The organism is Lysinibacillus sp. RC46 (assembly GCF_041262385.1).
GTDB lineage: Bacteria > Bacillota > Bacilli > Bacillales_A > Planococcaceae > Lysinibacillus.
In genome coordinates this window covers 1-2,002 of record NZ_JBGCCF010000073.1, presented here as the reverse complement: position 1 = coordinate 2,002, position 2,002 = coordinate 1, and the positions used below count along the sequence as shown (strand labels likewise).

The 2,002-nt window shown below is 41.7% G+C and carries 1 protein-coding gene; it reads left to right on the top strand.

Annotated features, from left to right (window positions below; genetic code table 11):
- Positions 1 to 591 precede the first annotated feature (591 nt).
- A complete protein-coding gene (locus ABH966_RS26920) occupies positions 592 to 1,827 on the top strand; it encodes an IS110 family RNA-guided transposase (protein ID WP_370083794.1) in 1,236 nt (411 codons plus the stop codon).
- The last annotated feature ends 175 nt before the right edge of the window (positions 1,828 to 2,002 follow it).

The following is a 2,002-nucleotide window of genomic DNA, read 5'->3' as shown; positions in this document are numbered from 1 at the left end:
CCTCGTATATTAGTAGTAAGAGCTCTTTCCGATAGAATTTCCAGTTGATCCGGACAACTGGGGAATCTGTTGGATTTCCTATAGGAGATAGTCGCCTTTTGGCTCCCTCACTCTTTTTTTATGTTTTACCTGTTTGACCCTGGTTTACACGAGGGACCAAAAGGAAACTTCCATTTTAACCATTCAAAATAGTATAGCTAACAGGTGCTTACCTGCTTATTTTTGTTATCCAATTTTATATCGTTTGGGCGAAGGATGGAGGAGGCTCCATTTTAGTACTTCGTCCTTTTTTTATTTCAGCTTTTATTTCACTCAGACTGTGCCCATGAGACAATGGAACGGACAAGGTTGACGCAGGAAATAGCTATTCCCCCTTGCGGGCACTTTTTGTGCACTGCTTAAAAAGCCTGCTACCCATCGTTCATTATTGAAGGTCTAACCACTGGCTGCGACGTTGTTGGAGAAGAGAGTGTAGCGCTCATTATGGTCTTCTTCACTTTGATTGCTCATCACGAGGCAGACATCGATGATTCGACTGGGCACCCAGGTCTGAGACAATCTTGATTATTCCCACTATAGGAGGTGATTGGCATGTCACAAATGCTAGTCGGTATCGACGTGAGTATGCGCTCCCATCATGTCCAATTCATGCATGGCGAGGGTCATTCGCTTGCTGATTTTTCTGTTTCTAATGATGTAGAAGGTGCGAACACCTTGATTCAAAAGCTTTTAAAAACAGCGGAAAAGAATCAGCTCACACAATTAAAAATTGGGATGGAGTCAACGGACCAATATAGTTGGCATCTAGCCCATTATTTGAAAAATCAATTACAGGGCTATGCACCCTTGTTTCAAACAGCGGTGTTTATGCTCAATGCTCGAAAAGTAGCACGCTTTAAAAAAGGCTACGATACGTTACCGAAAAACGACCGGATTGATGCCTGGGTTATTGCGGATCATCTACGCTTTGGACGTTTGCCATATGAAATGCAAGAAACTCTTCAACACGAGGCACTTCGCCGTTTAACACGTACACGATTTCACATGATGCATGAAATTGCGCGTAATAAAACGTACATGATGAATCAACTGTTTTTAAAATTTAGTGGCTTACGCCAAGATAACCCGTTCTCTAACACATTTGGTACGACGAGTTTAGCCGTCATTGAAGAGCTCGACCCTGAAATGATTGCAGAAATGCCACTAGAAGAGCTTGTAGAGTTCTTACAAGATAAGGGCAAGAATCGTTTTGCGGAACCAGAAGAAATCGCAAAATATCTTCAAAAGCTGGCACGCAACTCCTATCGTCTAGACAAGATGATGGCGGATCCCGTGAATTTATCGCTATCTGTGATTTTAAGTACGATTCGCCATATGGAAGCCCAAGTCAAGCGCTTAGATAAAGAAATCGAGCGCATGATGAAAGGATTCACCCAAACATTAACATCGGTAAAAGGCATCGGACCCGTGTACGCAGCGGGATTACTCTCTGAAATTGGTGACATTAAGCGTTTTGATGATCATCACGCTTTAGCGAAATACGCAGGACTTGTATGGTCACAATATCAATCAGGTGAGTATGAATCAGAAAACACCCATCGTGTGCGAACCGGGAATAAGTATTTACGCTACTATCTCGTTCAAGCCGCTGATGCCATACGAAAACATGACACTGAATATAAAGCCTTTTATCAAAAGAAATTTAATGAAGTTACGAAAAATCAACACAAACGTGCTCTCGTCTTAACCGCTAGAAAACTTGTACGCCTCGTGCATTCGCTACTACGCACGAATCAGCTGTACATACCAACTGAAAGGAGAGAGTAAATTTACTCATTCTCTTTCTTTCAAACTTTTAAATCGACTTCCATTTACGCCCTTTTTTTGCGCGAAAAATGCGAGGTTTATTTGAGTACGCTTAAAAACAGTTTTTTAGATGCTTGGTAGCTTAAGAATTTCCAATTCCGATGTTTTTTATGGTTGACATATCACCACTGGGCTT